The following is a 19,563-nucleotide window of genomic DNA, read 5'->3' on the forward strand; positions in this document are numbered from 1 at the left end:
GATCCTTCGCTCATTCTGGATAAGTGCAAAACGTTATCCACATTCCTTGTGGATATATCAGGTTCATGTCCACATCATGCGAATTTTCGGCTAATTTTCAGTTTGCGTCGCAAGATTAAAACCAGTGACTCAGGTGGTGACTGTTTTCATTCGCAGCGCCACCCTGCAGATAGGACTACAGTTACGGGCAGAACAGGCCACCCGTAAACTCAAGGAAAGGCAACCATGTTCGCATTGAAGAATGCGTGGGCAGCATTAATGAGGCATAAGCTGCGCACGGTATTGATAATGCTCGTTAGCGCGCTGACGATGTTCGGCACTGTAGTATGCGCGGCAATCGTTCATCAGGCTGACTATATGAATGGCGAAGGTTATAACAGGCAGCAGCCATATGCTCAACTGCAAATGAAACCTTCACTGCTCAAGACACGCACTTCTGATAACAGCGATTGGACCAAGCATTACGTCAGCTGGGATCAGTACACGAAGTTGGCAACCGAGCTCAATAGCAAGAACATTCAGTTCAACTACACGGTGCTGGAATCAGTTCCTGTGCAGTCTACTAAGTCACTGAAGCCAATTACGTCTGATGCCACGAGTGATGTCAGCCAGGACAAAACTGGTGGCGACTTCACACTGCAGAGCCTGTTCACTGAAGAAGCCTTGTCGGTGAATCCTTGGGGTCACTACGAAATCGTTAAAGGCAAGAATATTGATCTGACGCAGAACGCTCAGCTCAGCTCCGCAATTATTTCGGAAGATCTTGCCAAGAAGAACAACCTGAAGGTTGGCGATAAGTTCTCCATTGGCACTGCAACTGATGCCAATAAGACGCATGAATACACGATCGCCGGTCTCTATAAGTACACTGGCGCTCCTCTTGATTCGACAATTCAGGCTGACGGTTCTAAGGCAAAGTTCGCTAAGGACGACCGTAACAACGTGATTTATATTTCGGCGTACACGTTGTCCGCCGATGGTTTTGATGTACCTGAAGGCAAGGGCTGGGCTAAGCCATACGTTGACATTGTCTTTATGTTCAACTCCCCTGCTGAGTATGACGAATTCAAGAAGATTGTGGCAAAGAGTGATCTTGGTAAGGATTACTCCGTCACGTCATACACATTGGATCGTTATGCCGAATCGCATAAGGGTCTCGATAATATCCGCCAGAACATGCTGATTGTCATGATTTGCACACTGAGCATCGGCGGCGCACTGTTGCTACTACTCGTGCTGCTGGGCTGCGTGCCACGTCGCGACGAAATTGGTAACGCCATGATTATGGGCGTGAACAAGATTCGCCTTGGCTTCCAGTTCATGATCGAGGTCTTCATTCCAATGATTGTGGGTGCCCTGATCGGCTGGCTCATTGGCATTAACACAGCTAACCCAATTGGCAACTCCGTAAGTGGCACGAATCTTATGGACATTAGCGGCACAGTTAAGGGCGATGCAGCTTGGATCGGCGCACTTGCAGTGCTGCTCTTCATGATTATTGCTGCAGTCCGCGTGGCACTGTTCCCGAAGATGTCACTTTTCGCCAACCCATACTCACCAAGCCCAAACAGCATTGAACGCGATGAACTGCCAGAATCGCATGACGGCAAGGAGCAAGCATGAGCGAGCGTACTGAAAACGAAGCAAAGCAGGCTGACCAGATGCAGGATCAGCAGGACCAGACCGTCGAAGCCACAGTCGAAAACGAGGATTTGCCAGAGAGCATTCCGTTTACTATCGATTTCGAAGACGACGGTGAAGTAGCTACTGACGAATCCACAGAAGTTCAATCTGTTGATGTTCCAGATGATGCTGCAGCAAACAATGCACGTCGTACGGAAGAAATGCTGGCACTGGGTAATACCGAGCCGGCGAACACCAACGAAACGGTGGAGCCAACCGAGCGTATTAGTGCGCGACTGAATCATGAGCTCGACGAGACGCGTGAAGTCGCTGAAAATGCAGTGTTCCGCGCCAACGTCACGTACGCGTTCAAGAACGTGACCGTGACGTCGCACAACCGTGATCTGCTGCATAATGTGTCGTTCGGCTGCGATGCTGGCACGAGCACGGCCATTTTGGTACATGCTGATGAGCCTGATCGTCGTATGGCGCTGCTCGCTACGATGGCGGGCCTGCTCTACCCGACTGAGGGTTCGGTTGTGGTGCGTAGTAAGAATCTGGCTGAGCTCGATAGCCAGGAGACGCGCGGTCATCGTCTGGGCTTGATGATGCAGCAGTTCATGCTGCGCATGGATTTTGATGCCGTGCAGAACTTGGTGTATGCCATGGATGCATCGTCTCGCACGTTCCTGAAGCCTAAGCCAGTGCTTGCTGCTGATCTGCTTAAGGAGCTTGGTTTGGACGAAGACAAGCTACACGTCAAGGTCAGTGAGCTCGACGTCGTTGAACAGCATCGTGTGGCTCTGGGTCGCGCAATTGCCTGCGATCCTGACGTAATTATTGCTGACGAACCTACGGCTACGCTCGACGACAGCGATGCCGAGGAATTCCTGCAGCTGCTCAAGGCACAGACGAAGTCTCAGAACAAGCAGCGCGCCATCATTGTGGTGACCAGCGATGCCAATGTTGCCGCTCAAATTGGCAACATTATTGAGCTCGACTAAGTTTTGAGCTCGACTCAGTTATCGCCTCACGCCTCTTGAGTTCAAAAAAGCGACCGTCGCGGAAATAACTCTGCGACGGTCGCTTTTCTATGCTCTGCAAATCTGTTGATCTGCAGTTTCGCACTACTCACAGTTACGTAGTGCTTGCAGTACCTCGTGTATGCAGGTGCGTTTCACGTGCGTTTGGAACGCCCGTTACTTAATTTGCATATGGTATTTCTCAGCTAACGCTGGGATGTCTGGCTCACCGTACTGGCGTACAAGTTCGAGCCAACGCTGCTCGTTCTGTTCGCCGAATCGTGCGGCCTTCTTGGCGTACGATTCTGCGGTCAGGAAGCGTGGCGGCACCGACTTGCTGTTGTATTTATCGGCCACCATCACGACTTCTTGTTCGAGGTTCATCGGCACGTAGTCGTCTACTGGAATCGGCAGGTGCTGCCTTTCCACGTCTTCTTTAGTCAGGCCCACTCCCGTATGGTTGCGCGCATATTCAGCGATTGATTCATCAAAACCAGCGTCAAGTAGCAGTTGATAGCCAATAATGCCGTGCCTCACGTAATTAGGGCCATCAAATGTCAATGGTTCACCATTGCTGCCATCGTTGAGTACGAGCTTATAGACGCCAATATCGTGTACAAGTGCGCCGAGCACTGGCATGCGCGTATCCAAATAGCGTGGTGGGATCATACCGCCCGTCACGCCATCGGTTGCTGGCACTTTGAATGCGTTGGGTTGTGCGTCATAGTCTCCAGTGCGTTCCACGGCATCCGAAGGCAATGTGCAGCGACGCATAAATAAAGCATTCTGACGATGCACCAGCTGACGCGTGATTTCGGCGATAATACGGCAGTGCGTATAAATCAAGTCGAACGCGGCTTGAGAAGGTGCCAAATCGCGGTGCAGCTGCTCAATTTCTTCTAACGTAGGAATCTTGCCTGTCATACGCACCATCCTAAGCCTCAGCACGCTTTAAGCGAGGAGGACGAACCGTTGACAAGAACAGCGGCTGCACTTCAATAAGTGGGTTGTACGGAGCCAAGCCGAACCACTTCACTGGCGAACCAGCAACGTGGCGGATGGCGTACTTCATCTCAAGCGACCAAGCGCCACGCGTCGAAACCTTCGACTCAGGCATCAAAGCCTTGTGAATCAGCACGTACTTAATTGGGCCAATATCAGGATCCGAATCCACCTTCGGGTACACCGACTTCTGCATTGGCAGATCACCCGACTTAATTAAGTCATGCATAATCTGGTGAATGTAGGCAGGAACCGACTGCTGTACCTTAAAGCCGAGCTTCAAACGCACGCGATACATGTAATCGGTGCCGAAGTTCTCAACCTGGTATTCACGCGTATACGGATCATCTGCAGTTTCCACTGAAACAGCCCACCATGCGCGGGCGCGCTTTGGATGGTCAGCGAAAATCGAGAAGAACACATCAGTATCAATGCGCTTCATATCCATATCGCTCGTCAAGTAGACGATGTTGTCGGCGAAATATGGAATCGAATCGTCGTCGTGCAAGCGCTGCAGCACTGGTAAGCAGTCTTCTGGACGCATATGACGACGCTGCGCACGTTCGAGCCTTGTACCCTCGTTCCACACGTACATAATGCCTAGGATGACGATCATGAGCACCATCGTGAACCAACCACCATGCAGGAACTTGGCCATCGACGAGATGAAGAACATGACCATAATCGATGGGAACAGAATGGCAAACAGCACAGCAGCAATATGCATGCGGATATGCCACAGATAGACGGTCACAAGGATGGACGTCATAATCATTGTGATCGTCAGTGCCAGACCATAGGCCGAAGCAATGTGCTCCGAATCCTTGAACAGCAGCATGACGCCAATGGTGGCGACGCACAGCACCGTGTTAATAACAGGAATATAAATCTGGCCACGCGTACGAGCTGGGTAGCGCACTTGCAGATGTGGCATCCAGTTAAGGCGCGTAGCTTCAGACACAATCGTGAATGCACCAGAAATCAGAGCCTGCGAAGCAATAATGCCGGCGGCCACTGCAAGGAACACGGCAATAAAGCGCATATTCGGGTGCATCATTTCGAAGAATGGATTTGGCACAGTCGTCACATACGAAGGGTTCTCTTCGTTGTGAATCATCCAAGCGCCTTGGCCGAAATAGCACAGCACGAGGCACAGGTTGACGAATGGCCACGTCGCATAAATATTGCCACGGCCCACATGGCCCATATCGGAATACAGTGCCTCAGCACCAGTAATAGCCAGGAACACCGTACCCATTAATGCAATACCAGCATGGTTTTGACCGCTGAACAGGAACTTGACGCCATAGACAGGGTTCAGTGCGCGCAGCACGCTCCAGTCATTAGCCAAGTTCAAAGCACCCTGAATACCAATAAACAGGAACCAAACGAGCACTACGGAGCCGAAGACTTTACCAATGCGTTCTACACCGCGCGACTGCACTGAGAACAGTACGAGCAGCACAATGATGGTGATCATTGGCGTCAGTTCTTTATTCTCGGCAAAGATTGTTTCAAACGCTGGAAGCGTGCGCAAACCTTCAACTGCTGAGGAAATTGACATTGCTGGCGTCAGCACCGAATCAGCAAGGAAGGCTGAGCCGCCAATCATAGCTGGAACAAGCAGCCAAGCGCCATATTTGCGCAGCAGCGAGTACAGAGCGAAAATACCGCCCTCACCCTTGTTATCGACGCGCATGCAGATCAGCACGTATTCGATTGTGGTGATCAGTGTGATCGTCCAGAAGATCAGCGACATCATGCCAATAACCGAGTCATGCGTAGCTTGGTGCAAGCCACCTTGGCCGGCTAAGAACGTTTGGCACACATAGAGTGGCGACGTACCAATATCGCCATAGACGACACCAAGCGCGATCAGAGCCATTGCGGCCGTAACCTTGGTGCGACCGTTCATACGTGGTTTCTGCGAACCATTGGAATCGGCACTGGTATCGGTACCAGCACCAGCAGCGGAGTTCGTGGTCGAACCAGCTGTTGCAGTGTTCTGTACCGAGTTCATACGCTTTGCGGAGTTACGCATTTCACGACGTTCTTCGCTGGTCATCGACCGATACGAGACGCGGGGTGCATTGGTGTAACGGACAGCCTGCGTAAGCAGTGCCTCACAACCTCCCGCCTGTGACGGTTGCGACATTATCTTCCTTTCAACAGCGAGATAAACCCACCGAATATAAAGCAGACGGAAACATTAGGACGTTTGGTAGACCTTTGCAAATCGCCTATGCTTCTAGCAACGTTGTCGAGTCCTTGGATCTCGGCAACGAATGGCATCATACTGCGCTTTGCAGGTCTGTCGAGCAAATATCGCACCTATTGGGCAATTTTGAACTTTATGCGTATTGCTCAATAGTGTTCGGTCTGCCATAGAAGGCGTTAAATGCCATATACCTCACGTGTTGTTGCACGTGTTCCACGTGCAACATCGGCTACTGGAATATCCAGATGCTGGGCAAGAGCCTGAAGCGTATATGGGATCATATATGGAGCATTAGTGCGTCCGCGATACGGCATAGGAGTCAAATATGGGGCATCGGTTTCTACCATGACGTGGTTCAGACCCACAATGCGAGCCGATTCACGAATAGCATCGTTGCCCTTATAGCTACTGGCACCGCTCATGCTCAGGTACCAGCCCTGTTCACGAGCAATTTGGGCCATTTCCGTATCGCCAGAATAGCTATGGAACACGGTGCGCTCTGGCGAACCATCAGCAAGCAACGTTTCAATAACTTCGCGATGTGCATCGCGATCATGGATCTGCAGAGCGATACCCAGCTCTTTTGCGAGCGCAATATGATCACGGAAGGCTTGGCGCTGTAGTTCTGCTGCTCCTTCGCCAGTACGGAACAGATCCATACCGGTTTCACCAATGGCCACCACTTGGTCTGGGAATGCACGCGCAATACGTTCTACTTCTGCCATAGCTTCATCAAATGGCACATCATGCCATGGCTTATAGCGCACTGGAAGGCCATCTGGGCCAGGAACGCCTCGATGACCGTGCAGTACTGATTCATTCGGGTGAATAGCAATTGCTGCATGCACTTGATCTGGATGATCAATAGCCATATTGACTGCGGTCATCAGATTTGGCAGCTCACAGCCACAATCAATCACGCCTTCAACACCAACAGCAGCAGCCTGAGCCAGAAGCTCATCCACGCTATACACGGGAACTTCTGGCTGACCCTTGCTGACGGCTTCGTGACTCATTGCGCGGCTAAATGGCACCACCGAAGCCACATGTGTGTGGTTGTCAATGACATGAGCATCAGCAGGCAAACTTTCTGGTGCCGGTGCCCAACTACGATCTCTATGCTTTTTAGCCAAGACCGTTCACCTTCATTCTGTTATGTTCAGTATTGTTTATTCGTCTGTGTCATACACCACTTTAAACACACGTGCACTCGGACGATCCCATGCTGCTGCAGTTATGCGCACCGTGGTACCGTCAACGCGTTCCACTTTCCATGGCTTGGCTTCAGGCGCATAGCGCTGATGATGCGCAGGATCTGGGAACACCTGTTCCAGATGTGCATTTTCGCGCACATCTAAATACATTGATTCCGCACCATACCTACGCCAGATAGTCACGTAATCGTAGGTATGTCCTGTTTCAATACGCTCTGCCAGTTCTGGATCTGTTGTTTTCGCAATATTGAGATCATGGTGCAAACCAGAAACAAGCCATGCACCATTGAAATCTGGTAATTCATAGGGGTACCAAGGCACCATATTGTGCTGATCTTCGAGCACGGTGCGATGCAAGCCAACGGCTTCACGTACGAGTTCCATATGCAGATCACCAAGCTGATCCAAGAAGCCCGTTAAATGCATACGTGACAGAATGCCAGTAGCCAGCACAAATACCGCTGCTTCGTCGTCCATATCTGGCTTGACGTTGATCCAGTGACCTTGCTGTTCTGGCAAGACCGTCAGTCCAGACGCGGCGGCAATGCTGGCATAAATCTCAGGGTCGCATTGATCAGAAGTCGACTGCATATCAAGACGCGACAGCATGGCGTAATCAGCGCGCATTGCTCCCGAACTGCTGCTCTCAATAATGACGTCAGGGTGACGGACACGAATTAAATCAATCCAGTCGAGCACAGCGCGGCAATGCTCGAGCAGAGCCTGGCCCACGGAATCGGAGCCCTCGTCGGGGCCTGAGCCCGGCATCGTGTTGTAGTCGAACTTGAAATAACGCACATCAAAGTCGTGAATCAAACGCTCAATAACAGCCGTAGCATGCGCACGCGCAACTGGCGAGCGGAAATCGAGATGGTAGCGGCTACGATCACCCACACGCTCCCCGTGGCGGCAAATGAACGCGGAATCAGGCAGCTCAACAGCGGCCGCCGAATGCACGCCCACAATTTCTGGCTCAATCCACAGGCCGACTTGCATACCGTTGGCCTGAATCAAATGCGTAACGCCAGCCATACGCAGCTCGCCGAAACGATTCGACGATGGCAGCCAATCGCCAACTGTGCTCCACCAGCCCAGATCATCGCTGTCATACCAGCCGGCGTCAATGCAGAACACATCAGCACCAGCGGCTGCAGCACCATCAATAAGCGGCACTTCTTTGTTCAATCGAGGATCGCCGTTAACCGTATCCAGATAATCGTTGTACACCACGAGCTGCTGCTCACGCTTGTAGTCATCCAAGCGGCCACAAAACTCAGCCTGAGCATGACGCAGTGCGCGGCGATGCATCGTCATTTCAGCAACCGCCGCACGCCAATCGCCTTTACAAATCGTGAAGCTTACGGGCACGGTGCGGAAAATATTGGATTCATCGAGCATCGTATACCACGCGTGATCGTGGCATTCTGGGCCGTACGCACTAACGCGCAAGCCCGGCGCATCTTCACCAATAGACCATTCCCAAGCGCCATTCGTTTCGATCTGCCACATAAAGGAGAACGGAATCTCATCCTGCGTTGGATCAAAAGCTTCAATAATGCCGGTTGGCAAATACTCGCCTGTTGACCACGTTGAGGTACTCGAGCGCGCAAAACGAGCCGAACCCATGCCAGGATTGGCGCGATAATTACGATCTTTGAGCGTTGTAGATCGCAGCGGCGTGCAGCGCCAATCATTTTCCAATGCCCACGAGCTGTCGCCGTAATAGACTTGCACGTCATCAACATTGACGCCTGTTGCGGCAAGCGGCAGCGTGATATTCATCGATGACAATGCCTCAAGCGGATACTTCGAGTTCGCATGAGCGAGCGTATACGTGCGCACCGCACTCAAGCCCTCAGCCATTTGGAATACAGAAACTACGATCGGAATATCTTCGAGTTCGTCTTTCTGCACAATAACTAATGTGGCTGGCTGATCTGGATGACGCTCGTCATCGTTGTCATGCCATTTGCAATCTTTACGGAACTGCCCCGGCGCGAACGCATAAGCGCCCGAGAAACGCAGCTTTCGACCTGCTGCCGATACTGCCAGCTTCAGACGGCTATCAGCGCCCGAATCGCGCGATGAACGCATAACCACAATCGGCTGAGGATCTGGCTCACCCATTGGCATATTGGGATCAATCGCATCTTCTGGCGACATGAGATCGAGACGTTCATCGTAATCAACGTCGCTCGTATGCGGCGAGCTATAAACCAAGCCGTCTGCAGAGCCATAGACTGCACCGTCGCCGTCATCGTCCTCATCATCGTCATACGAATCAGCAGTCGGTTCCATGCGACCAAACGTGCCGACCTCGCGACGATCTAAATCTTTACCAGATACGGCCGCATGGCTCACTACTCCGGACGGCGCCGATTCAGTAATAAGATCGGCCGCGTCAGCCATGCCTCGACCTGAAAGCCCCAGCAGGCGCACTGGACCATCGTCCGTCGTCTGGAACGTCATTGAAACAATGCCATTGCCCCACGTGAAACGTCCGTAGCAATCGGGCTCCAGCCTCGTGCAGCCATGCTCCACCGACGCGATAATCGCATCAATTTCGTTTCGCCCGTCCCAGCATGCTGCGCCCGGCACTGCCGTGTAATCGTCATGCAGCAAGCCCAAAGCCGGTGGATTATCCACAGGACCTTGCGAGTCGTGGCGATCCCTCTCACCGCTTGTTGGTTCGTTCTGTTGCATATGAATACGCCTCTTACGTTGCTCCGTCGCTTACCGCTACTCCGTCATTGACCGTTCTCCGCGCTTGCTTCCGCTCCATTGCTTGTGGAATCTCTTTAGCCATGTTGATAACCACTGTTATTGGCATTGTACGAGTTTCCGCGCGGCTTCTTGCTCGAGTTCACGAGTGAAACAGTTACATCTACTTTTTCATACCCCTTTGAGTACCCCCGTTTCAGTTTCGTAAGTCAATAGCAACAGTGATTATATGTATTTTTCAAAAATGTCCACTGTGTGGTCTCACCATGAACACCTAAACCGTGCGTACAACGCTGTACGGTTGCTTGGTTCAGTGCACTGCTATCGCTGGTTGTGAGGCTTAATTATGGCCTCTTGCATGACTTTTCACTGGACTTAATACTTATTGCTACAGCATCCGCTTTGATGCTCGTTCTCACACTCATCCTGACACTCGTTCTCACACTCATCACAGCATCCGCTATAGCAAAGGTGGCGGTAAGCACTAATGACTTACCACCACCTTGTCTTGATTGAGCCTCGTATTGGCTCATGCTGTTGAGTTATCTGCGCATATGTGTTGTTTCACGTGTATGCACAAACTCATTGCTGTGCTGCATCCGATGTTTGTTGAGCAGCACGAGCAGCCTTCTTAGCCTCGCGCTCCTTGGCAGCAAGAGCCTTCTCCTCAGCCTTGACGCTCTCAATGAAAGCGAAGTGCTGCTTTGCTGGCTGCCAACCCTTGTTGACGACCTTGACCTGCCAGATCCATGCAGCGGCGAACAGAATGATTGCGAAGATAATCGTGCCAATAGCGCCTGGCATGACGCCGATGTTGACGATGCGGCCAACAATCGAGCCGTACCAGCAGAAGTCACCGTCACCGAACGTCGAGTTGGAGACGCCGTAAGCACCCATAACGCCCATCAGCGAAGCTGGCAGGAACGTAATCAGCATGCCGTTGACGAAACCGCCAACCACAGCACCGCGGCGACCGCCCGTTGCGTTACCGAAGACGCCGGCACCGCCACCATCGAAGAAGTGAGGCACCATGCCTGGCAGAATCAGGGCAATACCCCAGATTGGGCCGAGCCACAGAGCGATAATGCCCAGTGCCACGAGGCCGCCAGCGAACGACGAGAGGAAGCCGATCAGCGATGCGTTTGGAGCGTATGGGAAGACGATTGGAATATCGAGAGCTGGCTTTGCACCTGGAACGACCTTCTGAGCAATGCCCTGGAATGCTGGCACGAGCTCACCGAGGATCAGACGCACACCGTAGAGAATGATGCTGACGCCGATGCCGAACTGCAGTGCCTGAGCGAATGCAGCCATCACATATGCGCCATAGTCAGTTGGCGCGCTAGCGAAAATAGCGAACAGCTCTTCTGCTGGGGTCACGAAAATAGCCCAGACAGCGAAGATCAGGTACAGCACAACCATGAGCAGCGTTGTGGAGACCATCGAGTCACGCAGGAAGCTCAGCGACTTAGGGAAGTTGATGTCTTCAGTGGACTTCGACTTCTTGCCGACTGCGCAACCAATAGCGCCCGAAGCAGCGTAACCAATGGAGTTGAAGTGGCCAACCGAGATCTTGTCGGAGCCCGTAACGCGGTTCGTGAATGGCTGCGTGAATGCAGGCATTGCCACCATAACCACAGCCATCAGCAGTGCGCCAACAATAATGACCAGCAGCTGGTTGCTTGCGCCGAAGCCGACCGAGAGCACAAGTGCGAGCATCATTGACATGAACACCATGTGGTGACCCGTCAGGAAGATGTACTTCAGTGGCGTGAACCTTGCGATGAGCAGCATGATGATGAAGCTCAGCACGATGATATAAGCACTCTGTGCACCGAACTGCTCAGCAGCCTGTGCCGTAATAACCTCGTTCGTTGGCACAACGCCCTGAGCACCGGTTGCCTTGTAGACGAGAGTGCCGAACGGATCAAGTGATGCCGTAACCACGTTTGCACCAGCACCCAGAATCAGGTAGCCCATAGCGGCTTTCAGTGCGCCGGACACAATTTGGCCGACAGGACGCTTCAATGCAATCAAGCCTACGGCCGCGATAATGCCAATCAGATATGCAGGAACATTAAGAATCTGTTGGCTTATGAAATTAAGAATTGCAACAAGAACATCCATCGTGTTCTTCTTTCTCCCTAAGGGCCAATGCGAGTATCCCCTTTGCCTCGCATTGGCGATTACCTATTTAATCGGCCAACTTCGTCATTGAAATGGCCTTACCCCTTATGCTTAGGCGTAGTCTTCCAGAGCGTCCTTGATTTCATCGATATCCATGAAATTCGTAATAGGAACAATTGGAGTGCTTGTGCCCTCGAGCTCTGAAACGAGCTCTTCACTTGTCAGCACGAGATCATTCATATTGGCTTGACCCTTAGCGCTACCTGCATCAGAAGTGGTGACGTTCACATCCATACCCAGATCGGCAGCAGCCTGTTCCACATTCATCTTGAGCAGTACCGAAGTGCCAATACCCATACCGCAGACGCAAAGAATATCCATGGTTTTCTCCTTTTTCTTTGTAGTTGTTTGTTGGTGTTGAAATCTCTGAATGCTCAGGATTCAAGAATTGATCGAATTTCGGCTGGTGTCTGTGCCGCTGCAAGCCGCGCCGTTTTTGCAGGATCCATCAGTGCTTTTGCAATTGCCGACATAATTTCAAGATGTTCATTCTCATCGCGGCCAGCAAGACCAATAACGAGTGACACTGGATCATTTGCTTTGCTACCAAATTCCACAGGAGTAGAGAGGCGAACCCAGCTCAAGCCAGTGTGTAAAACCGCGTCAGAAGGGCGTGCATGAGCCAAAGCGAGTCCTGGCGTAATAACCATATAAGGACCGAGCTTTTCAACAGTTTCAATCATCTGAGTGGTGTACTCATCTGTGGTAAAACCTGCATCTACCAACTCGTTACCAGCAAGTGTGATTGCTTCACGCCAATCTTGTGCTGCAACATCTAGCGCAAATGCAGTATCAGGTAAGAAATTACTGAAATCAGCCATGTCACCCCTTGATTAGGCGGCACCGTTACCGCGATGTGGTGTGCCGCACCATTGCGGCACGTATTGCACGCTACCGTAAGAGCGTTCGAATGCGCAAGATTATTTTGGTAAAACCTTTTACTAAAGAGTGAAAATTTTGTGAATGCCAGCGAGAACTACGAAGCCTCCCGAAATGTTGAAGCCGTAAATTCGGCATAAAAAATGGCGGTAAGTCTTAGAAACTTACCGCCACTTTTACAGCAATTGTTGCGTTAACGCACTAGTACTTATTCTTTTGCAGCCTTAGCAGCAGCACGTGCTGCCTTCTTAGCTTCACGCTCCTTAGCTGCAGCAGCCTTTTCTTCAGCCTTCACACTCTCAATGAATGCGAAATGCTCCTTAGCTGGCTGCCAGCCCTTATCAACAACCTTGACCTGCCAAATCCATGCAGCAATGAAGATGATAATGGCGAAAATAATCGAGCCAATTGCGCCTGGCGTTACGCCGAGGTTGACGATACGGCCGATAACCGAGCCGTACCAGCAGAAGTCACCATCGCCGAACGTCGAGTTGGAGACACCGTATTCGCCCATAACGCCCATCAGCGAAGCTGGCAGGAACGTAATCAGCATGCCGTTCACAAATGCACCGACTACAGCACCGCGACGGCCACCCGTTGCGTTACCGAAGACGCCAGCACCGCCACCATCGAAGAAGTGAGGCACCATACCAGGCAGAATCAGAGCCATACCCCAAACAGGGCCGAGCCACAGAGCAATAACACCAAGGGCGACCAGACCGCCGACGAACGACGAAAGGAAGCCAATCAGCGATGCGTTTGGACCATAAGGGAACACGATTGGAATATCGAGAGCTGGCTTAGCGCCTGGAACAACCTTCTGAGCAATACCCTGGAATGCAGGGACGAGCTCACCGAGGATCAAGCGAACGCCGTAAAGGATGATGCTGACGCCAATGCCGAACTGCAGTGCCTGAGCGAATGCAGCCATAATGTATGCGCCGTAATCAGTTGGAGCACTTGCAAAGACCTTGAACAGCTCCTGAGCTGGGGTAACGAAAATAGCCCAAATAGCGAAGATCAGGTACAGCACAACCATGAGCAGCGTCGTAGAAACCATGGAATCGCGCAGGAAGCTCAGCGACTTAGGGAAGTCAATATCCTCAGTCGACTTCGACTTCTTACCGACTGCGCAGCCAAGTGCACCAGAGACGGCATAGCCCAGCGAGTTGAAGTGGCCAACCGAGATCTTGTCAGAACCAGTAATGCGGTTCGTGAATGGCTGCGTAAATGCAGGCATAGCCACCATCATGACTGCCATCAGCAGTGCGCCGACGATAACAACCAGAACCTGATTCTTTGCGCCAAAGCCAACAGACAGTACGAGTGCGAGCATCATCGACATGAACACCATGTGGTGACCAGTCAAGAAGATGTACTTCAGTGGCGTGAACCTTGCGATGAGCAGCATAATAATGAAGCTCAGCACGATGATATAAGCGCTCTGCGCACCAAACTGTGCAGCAGCCTGTGCCGTAATAACCTCGTTCGTTGGCACAACACCCTGAGCACCGGTTGCCTTGTAAACCAAGGTACCGAATGGTGCAAGTGATGCCGTAACCACGTTTGCACCAGCACCCAGAATCAGGTAGCCCATTGCTGCCTTCAAAGCGCCAGAAATCACTTGGCCAGCCGAGCGCTTCAGCGCAATCAGACCGATTGCCGCAATAATGCCAATCAGATATGCAGGAACATTAAGAATCTGTTGGCTAATAAAGTTCAGGATTGTTACAAGAACATTCATTGTTCTTCTTCTCCCCCATTGTTCTGATGCAAGTGCCTCTCTGAGCTCACATCAGATTGAATTATGTTGTTGTACGGCCGGCTCGACAGTGAGCCGACCGTAATCGTGTGATCAGGCGTGCTCTTCGAGGGCTGCCTTAATCTCATCCATATCCATGAAGTTCGTGATGGCGACGACTGGCGTGCTCGTGCCCTCGAGCTCTGGAGCAAGTTCCTCACTCGTCAGCACCAGATCGTTCATGTTTGCCGTGCCCTTAGCGCTACCTGCATCCGAGGTCGTGACGTTTACATCCATACCCAGATCAGCAGCAGCCTGTTCCACGTTCATCTTCAGCAGCACAGAAGTACCAATGCCCATACCGCAAACGCAAAGAATATCCATAGTGATTTCCTCCTTTTTCAATTGCCTAAGGTTGTGAATCACCTCAGGTTGTGAATTACCTCAGGTTGTGAATTACCTCAGGTTGTGAATTACCCCAGGTTGTAAATTGCCCCAGGTTGTGAATTACCTCAGGACTCGAGAATGGCGCGAATTTCAGCTGGCGACTGCGCTGCCGCAAGCTGTGCCGTCTTCTTCTGGTCCATTAATGCCTTAGCAATTGCCGACATGACCTCAAGGTGCTCGTTCTCATCACGGCCAGCAAGACCAATAACGAGCGACACTGGATCATTAGCCTTGTTGCCGAACTCAACAGGCGTAGCAAGTCGAACCCAGCTGAGTCCCGTGTGCAGCACTGCATCCGAAGGACGCGAATGTGCGAGTGCAAGTCCTGGCGTAATAACCATGTAAGGGCCAAGCTTTTCAACGGTTTCAATCATTTGATTGGTGTAATCGTCGGTTGTGAATCCTGCATCCACAAGACCCTTACCTGCAAGCTTGATTGCTTCGCGCCAGTCCTTTGCCTCAACATCGAGTGCGAACGCACTATCAGGCAAGAATGTACTGAAATCGGCCATACTCTATACCCTCTCTAGCGGCAACTTCGCCGCAATGCATCATGCTGCATCATCACAGCATGTATCGGTCGTCAGTGTAACGCCGACAGTTACTGCAACCTTGTAAAACAGTGAAGGTTTTTACCACTAGCAGAATGCTAATCAGTACCAATTCCCTTACTTAAATACCGAATTATCGCCATATTGTTTAGCACTTAAAACAAGAGCTATGCCACTTTATTTATCCATTATTTCTGTATATATCGGTTAAATACAGCCCGTTATTTAAAAAATGCGTTAATTCGAAAACAGAATTTCCTAAATGAAATAAAATCCATCTAATTCAAGTATTCAGATTTTGAGTTTGTTGCAGTACTTTCCCTAAACCAGTACACGCTTCCACACCTCATCGAACTCTTAAAAAACTTGGTTCAGTCACATTTCATTGATTCCATGTCAAGCAATATCGAACATGTTCGATGTGATTTACGTCATCTTGTGGTTTGTATCAAGGTAAGGAAGACTTGTGTATAAGAAAAGAGAAAGCCGACGGTGAGAAGCCGTCGGCTGAGAGAGAAGAGAGAAGAAGGGTTCAGTTATGGGGTTCTTTCAAGAACCTCGCCAGCAGGTTTGATTGCTGACAGTTATTATGAAACCGCGAAACCCTGAAAAGAACAATATCCTCAACTGGGAAAACGCTGTATTTACTCAAAATAAACACATAATGCCAAAAATCTGGCAAATAAATTAGTCATCGAGGGGCTCAAATCCCCTATTTTCCAACGAAAAAGGGTGTCTAGCTCGAGACTAGACACCCTAACAATCTTCACCAGCTATGCTGCTGTGACTATGCGGCCAGCAAAATAATGCTTATTTTGCCTGCTCAGCAGCCAAACGCTCAGCCTCTGCCTTCTTACGAGCAGCCATCTGCTCAGCGAAAGCATCGAGCTCTTCTTGCACAACCTCAGGTGGGATCTTAGCGAAAATTGGCTTTGGCTTAGCAACTGCTGCGCCAACCTCAACAGTTTCGCGTGCCCATGGGTGCACATTCTCGCCCAGCACGTAGTCTCCAGTAATAATTGGATAACTGAAGGAAGGATCATCGAGATCGGTGACCTCTTCAATGTGCGGCATTGGGGAGAACGTACCCTTGCCACCCAAAGCTTCCCAAACCTTCTGAGAAGAGTGAGGCAGGAACGGAGCGAGCAAGTGGTTTGCATCCGAAACAGCCTGAGCGGCGACGTGCAGCACGGTACCGAGGCGAGCTGGGTTGTCCTTAATCTTCCAAGGCTCGGTAGCCGAGATGTACTTATTAATGTCGCCCACCAAACGCATAGCTTCGAGCAGAGCGTTCTTCTGGTGGTGACGGTCGAGCAGGTCACCAACCGTGTTGAACATCTCAAGAGCTTCGTCGAGCAGTGCATGATCCTGTTCAGTCATTTCCGACTCGTCAAGAGCTGGAATCTCACCAAAGTTCTTGTGAATCAAGTTAGCCACACGGTTCACAAGGTTGCCCCAAGACGAAGCAAGCTCCTCGTTGTTGTGACGCACGAACTCGCTCCACGTAAAGTCAGCATCGGAGTTCTCTGGGCCAGCCACCGAAATGTAGTAACGCACAGCGTCCACTGGGTAACGAGCCAGCAGATCCTTGACGTAAATCACGATGCCGCGAGAAGAGCTGAACTTCTTGCCTTCCATCGTCATGAACTCAGAAGCCACAACCTGCTCAGGCATGTTCAGCTCACCGAACTCACCTGGCTTGCCGCCCTTCGAGCCCTTGCCGTTATAAGCGAGGATTTCAGAAGGCCAGATCTGCGAGTGGAACGTGATGTTGTCCTTGCCAAGGAAGTAGTAGCCTGGCGTCTTTGGATCGTTCCACCAATCGCGCCACAGCTCAGGCTGACCCTTACGGCGAGCCCATTCGATCGAAGCCGACAGGTAGCCGATAACAGCGTCGAACCACACGTACAGACGCTTGTTAGGGTTGTCAATCCAGCCTGGCACTGGGATCGGGATGCCCCAGTCAATATCACGCGTAATGGCACGTGGCTTGACTTCCTTGAACAGACCGACCGAGAAGTTAATAACAGCCGTACGCCAATCCTTGCGCGTCTTCAGCCATGCCAAGTTAGCTTCAGCAAGTGCTGGAAGATCGAGGAAGTAGTGCTCGGACTCCTGGAAAATAGGAGTTTCGCCATTAATCTTCGAAACTGGGTTAATCAGCTCATCTGGATCGAGCTCGTTACCACAGTTATCACACTGATCACCGCGAGCGCCCTGAGCGTGGCAGATTGGGCATTCGCCCTCAATGTAGCGATCTGGCAGCGTACGACCCGTCGATGGCGAGATTGCAACCTTCTGCGTGCCCTTGTAGATGTAACCGTTTTCGAGGCACTGGCGGAACATTTCCTGCACCACGTGCTCGTGGTTCTTCGTCGTCGTGCGCGTGAACAGGTCGTAGCTCAGACCCAAATTGCACAAATCATTGACGATCACACGGTTGTAGCGGTTCGCAAGTTCTTGCGGTGTAATGCCTTCCTTGTCTGCTTCCACAAGGATTGGAGTGCCGTGCTCGTCCGTGCCCGAGACCATGAGCACGTCATTACCCTTCATACGTTCATAACGTGCGTATACGTCTGATGGCACGCCAAATCCAGCCACGTGACCAACGTGACGGGGACCGTTTGCATACGGCCATGCAACATTCACCATAATATGACTCATAAGCCCGATTATCAGAGTCAGCCGAGACACCGCAAGCGTTCACATGTCCTCTGAACAATTTCCTCTCATTCGATTAGTTCGTTGTGCAAACGTTGTTAGTTTTTTGATTAATTTATGTGGCTGTGCAGTTGCAGTTATGCACTGCCATAAGTGGTCCGTTTGTTTTACGTTGGTCGTCTTTTACGATTCCGAAGCTATGAATAGTTTGTACGACGAAAGATTGAAACTCAGCCGCGCCTCACATCCCGATCGCAATACCCGCACTGTTCGCGGTACTCATGCCGCTCATATCAAAGAAGAACTTGCCCAAACTGCTCTCAATAGCGCATCGCTTGCAGGGCTCAATGAGTATGACACTGCAGGACATGGCACTCCAGTAGCCATTGCAGAAGGAAGCAACACAAGAAGAGATGGCACAGAAGGAACAGGCACAGGAAGAGCTAGTACCGGGAAGGCAGGCACAGGAAAAGCTGGTGCCAAGCGTAAAACTCAGTCCAAGCAGACGCAGCAGCAACAAACGCAGAAACAGAAGTCCGCACCAAGCCGTCGCCGCAGTCACGCAGGTACTCGACCAATAGGTAGACCTGATCAAGCAGCGCAGCCGGCTGATAGTCGCAGTAGGTATCGCGGGCCGACGCTTGATAATCCATTAATTCACTGCGACGACTTGCCAGGTAGATTAAGTCATGAACACTTAGTTCGAGCTGGCGTACTGCAACCGATTGATGAGTATCACTCATTTTTAGTGGCCTCAACGAATTCACTCTATGGTCGTGCTCGACTGCTCAAAAGTATTATGCCAACAGAAACGATTGCTTGTGCAACTACTGCTGCATGGGTTTGGATTGGCGGCGACTTCCCTGATTCCTTTGATGTGGTTTCGTCAGCACATTATCGAAAAACAATTTATGACCGACCTGTCCGACCATTTGCGCGTGCAGTTAGACCAGAACATATTTCAGAAGTTGGTTCTATTGCAATTACGTCACCAGTACGCACTGCTTGTGATTTGGCTATGTTGCCTGCTGATGAGTTCTTTACTACCGGACTTGATGAAGTAACGCGCAAAATCATGACTATCTATGGCGTAACCAATGAAGAATGCCTAGCTGTTTTGCATGAATTGAAGTTCTTGCCTAATACCCAACAAGCCGAGCGAGTATTTGCGTTCTTTGGCGTTCCTGCGCAGTCCGATTTATGGGATGCAGGAGCATATGAAGACTTTATTCAAGATTATGAGGCGTAAATGCTGCTCTCTAGGAATGCTTCGCAGAACAACCGTAAGCATAAGCGC

General features: G+C 51.1%; 14 protein-coding genes. 3 read left to right on the forward strand and 11 right to left on the reverse strand.

Annotation, left to right across the window (positions count from 1 at the left end; genetic code table 11):
* Nucleotides 1-225: 225 nt before the first annotated feature.
* The gene (locus D2E26_RS07185) at nt 226-1,623 is read left to right on the forward strand and encodes an ABC transporter permease (protein ID WP_125964101.1); all 1,398 of its coding nucleotides are present in this window, start codon (nt 226-228) and stop codon (nt 1,621-1,623) included.
* Nucleotides 1,620-2,627, forward strand: coding sequence for an ATP-binding cassette domain-containing protein (locus D2E26_RS07190; RefSeq protein ID WP_125964103.1), 1,008 nt, complete (start codon nt 1,620-1,622; stop codon nt 2,625-2,627). The genes D2E26_RS07185 and D2E26_RS07190 overlap by 4 nt, the downstream gene beginning before the upstream one ends.
* A 195-nt stretch (nt 2,628-2,822) precedes the next feature.
* Here D2E26_RS07190 and D2E26_RS07195 read toward each other — a convergent pair whose 3' ends face one another.
* The 11 genes from D2E26_RS07195 to metG form a co-directional block, all read right to left on the reverse strand.
* A complete protein-coding gene (locus D2E26_RS07195; protein WP_125964104.1) occupies nt 2,823-3,569 on the reverse strand; it encodes an HD domain-containing protein in 747 nt (248 codons plus the stop codon).
* 10 nt (nt 3,570-3,579) lie between these two features.
* The gene (locus D2E26_RS07200; protein ID WP_125964106.1) at nt 3,580-5,802 is read right to left on the reverse strand and encodes a KUP/HAK/KT family potassium transporter; all 2,223 of its coding nucleotides are present in this window, start codon (nt 5,800-5,802) and stop codon (nt 3,580-3,582) included.
* A 239-nt stretch (nt 5,803-6,041) separates the two neighbouring features.
* Entirely contained in the window at nt 6,042-6,998 is a 957-nt protein-coding gene (locus D2E26_RS07205) for a TatD family hydrolase (RefSeq protein ID WP_125964108.1), read from the reverse strand.
* Nucleotides 6,999-7,034: 36 nt separating this feature from the next.
* A complete protein-coding gene (locus D2E26_RS07210; RefSeq protein ID WP_125964110.1) occupies nt 7,035-9,782 on the reverse strand; it encodes a glycoside hydrolase family 36 protein in 2,748 nt (915 codons plus the stop codon).
* A gap of 600 nt (nt 9,783-10,382) precedes the next feature.
* A complete protein-coding gene (locus D2E26_RS07215; RefSeq protein WP_125964112.1) occupies nt 10,383-11,927 on the reverse strand; it encodes a PTS ascorbate transporter subunit IIC in 1,545 nt (514 codons plus the stop codon).
* A 111-nt stretch (nt 11,928-12,038) separates the two neighbouring features.
* A complete protein-coding gene (locus tag D2E26_RS07220) occupies nt 12,039-12,308 on the reverse strand; it encodes a PTS sugar transporter subunit IIB (protein ID WP_125964114.1) in 270 nt (89 codons plus the stop codon).
* 53 nt (nt 12,309-12,361) lie between these two features.
* Complete coding sequence (locus D2E26_RS07225) at nt 12,362-12,808, reverse strand: PTS sugar transporter subunit IIA (protein WP_125964115.1); 447 nt, start codon at nt 12,806-12,808, stop codon at nt 12,362-12,364.
* A gap of 266 nt (nt 12,809-13,074) precedes the next feature.
* Nucleotides 13,075-14,610 (reverse strand): PTS ascorbate transporter subunit IIC, encoded by a 1,536-nt coding sequence (locus D2E26_RS07230; RefSeq protein ID WP_125964116.1) that lies wholly within the window; start codon nt 14,608-14,610, stop codon nt 13,075-13,077.
* A gap of 111 nt (nt 14,611-14,721) precedes the next feature.
* Nucleotides 14,722-14,991, reverse strand: coding sequence for a PTS sugar transporter subunit IIB (locus D2E26_RS07235; RefSeq protein WP_125964117.1), 270 nt, complete (start codon nt 14,989-14,991; stop codon nt 14,722-14,724).
* A gap of 128 nt (nt 14,992-15,119) precedes the next feature.
* Nucleotides 15,120-15,566 carry a PTS sugar transporter subunit IIA gene (locus tag D2E26_RS07240; RefSeq protein ID WP_125964119.1) on the reverse strand — a complete coding sequence of 149 codons (447 nt, stop codon included), beginning with the start codon at nt 15,564-15,566 and terminating at the stop codon, nt 15,120-15,122.
* Nucleotides 15,567-16,415: 849 nt separating this feature from the next.
* Entirely contained in the window at nt 16,416-18,269 is a 1,854-nt protein-coding gene (gene metG / locus D2E26_RS07245) for a methionine--tRNA ligase (RefSeq protein ID WP_125964120.1), read from the reverse strand.
* A 43-nt stretch (nt 18,270-18,312) separates the two neighbouring features.
* Here metG and D2E26_RS07250 point away from each other — a divergent pair, with 43 nt between their 5' ends.
* A complete protein-coding gene (locus D2E26_RS07250) occupies nt 18,313-19,515 on the forward strand; it encodes a hypothetical protein (RefSeq protein ID WP_125964122.1) in 1,203 nt (400 codons plus the stop codon).
* Nucleotides 19,516-19,563: the final 48 nt, after the last annotated feature.

The sequence above is a fragment of the Bifidobacterium dolichotidis genome (genome assembly GCF_003951975.1).
Classification (GTDB): domain Bacteria; phylum Actinomycetota; class Actinomycetes; order Actinomycetales; family Bifidobacteriaceae; genus Bifidobacterium; species Bifidobacterium dolichotidis.

What these genes read in the sequence shown, in the direction of transcription:
- D2E26_RS07185 (WP_125964101.1), top strand. Translation starts at nt 226, where the DNA reads ATGTTCGCATTGAAGAATGCGTGGGCAGCATTAATGAGGCATAAGCTG.
- D2E26_RS07190 (WP_125964103.1), top strand. Translation starts at nt 1,620, where the DNA reads ATGAGCGAGCGTACTGAAAACGAAGCAAAGCAGGCTGACCAGATGCAG.
- D2E26_RS07195 (WP_125964104.1), bottom strand. Translation starts at nt 3,569, where the DNA reads ATGACAGGCAAGATTCCTACGTTAGAAGAAATTGAGCAGCTGCACCGC.
- D2E26_RS07200 (WP_125964106.1), bottom strand. Translation starts at nt 5,802, where the DNA reads ATGTCGCAACCGTCACAGGCGGGAGGTTGTGAGGCACTGCTTACGCAG.
- D2E26_RS07210 (WP_125964110.1), bottom strand. Translation starts at nt 9,782, where the DNA reads ATGCAACAGAACGAACCAACAAGCGGTGAGAGGGATCGCCACGACTCG.
- D2E26_RS07215 (WP_125964112.1), bottom strand. Translation starts at nt 11,927, where the DNA reads ATGGATGTTCTTGTTGCAATTCTTAATTTCATAAGCCAACAGATTCTT.
- D2E26_RS07220 (WP_125964114.1), bottom strand. Translation starts at nt 12,308, where the DNA reads ATGGATATTCTTTGCGTCTGCGGTATGGGTATTGGCACTTCGGTACTG.
- D2E26_RS07225 (WP_125964115.1), bottom strand. Translation starts at nt 12,808, where the DNA reads ATGGCTGATTTCAGTAATTTCTTACCTGATACTGCATTTGCGCTAGAT.
- D2E26_RS07230 (WP_125964116.1), bottom strand. Translation starts at nt 14,610, where the DNA reads ATGAATGTTCTTGTAACAATCCTGAACTTTATTAGCCAACAGATTCTT.
- D2E26_RS07235 (WP_125964117.1), bottom strand. Translation starts at nt 14,991, where the DNA reads ATGGATATTCTTTGCGTTTGCGGTATGGGCATTGGTACTTCTGTGCTG.
- D2E26_RS07240 (WP_125964119.1), bottom strand. Translation starts at nt 15,566, where the DNA reads ATGGCCGATTTCAGTACATTCTTGCCTGATAGTGCGTTCGCACTCGAT.
- metG (WP_125964120.1), bottom strand. Translation starts at nt 18,269, where the DNA reads ATGAGTCATATTATGGTGAATGTTGCATGGCCGTATGCAAACGGTCCC.
- D2E26_RS07250 (WP_125964122.1), top strand. Translation starts at nt 18,313, where the DNA reads ATGTCCTCTGAACAATTTCCTCTCATTCGATTAGTTCGTTGTGCAAAC.